This is a genomic window from Paenibacillus forsythiae T98 (assembly GCF_000520735.1).
GTDB lineage: Bacteria > Bacillota > Bacilli > Paenibacillales > Paenibacillaceae > Paenibacillus_AQ > Paenibacillus_AQ forsythiae.
In genome coordinates this window covers 1-668 of sequence record NZ_ASSC01000255.1, presented here as the reverse complement: position 1 = coordinate 668, position 668 = coordinate 1, and the positions used below count along the sequence as shown (strand labels likewise).

1 pseudogene is annotated in these 668 nt (G+C 61.7%); it reads right to left on the bottom strand.

The features are described from left to right. Window positions 1-118 precede the first annotated feature (118 nt). A pseudogene (locus tag L692_RS0108750) lies at window positions 119-668 on the bottom strand (methyltransferase); the annotation flags it as partial.

The following is a 668-nucleotide window of genomic DNA, read 5'->3' as shown; positions in this document are numbered from 1 at the left end:
AAGAAACAGGCAGGCTGCGGATATCGCAGCCTGCCTGTATTTCTTCAGGGTCAGAACATGTCCCGGCAATCGTATGCCGATCCGGTCCGGAATTGCCTGGTTACGTCGTCTCCTGTTCCTACTTCGGCGCTCTTGGCGGCAGGGGACCGAGGTACTGATAATACTGGCACTCGATCCGTCCGTTATACAGCTTGCGCCGTTTGTCCGCCTTGCGGCCGAAATGATGCTCGAACTGCTTGGAGGGACTGATGGCGAAGAATGACCAGGTTGGGAGGTGCAGCATCATCTGCCCGAACTGGCGGGTGAGCTTCTCCACTTCCTTATCGTCGCTCAGCCGCTCCCCGTACGGCGGATTGGTGATCATACAGCCGTATTCGCCCTCTGGCCTTGCTTTGGCGGCAGCCAGGACGGAGAAGGTGATTTCACCGGCAAGCCCCGCGCTCTTGGCGGCGGCCTGCGCGACTTCGATCGCCTTCGGGTCGATGTCGCTGCCGGTCAACTGCAGCGGAGAGTCGTCGCGGACGGCGTCGAACGCTTCCTCGCGGGCAGTCTGCCATGCTTCCGGCGGGATCGCCGGCCAATGCTCGGACGGAAAAGAGCGCCGGAGTCCGGGAGCGATATTCCAGGCCATCATGGCGGCCTCGATCAGAAACGTGCCCGAGCCGCAG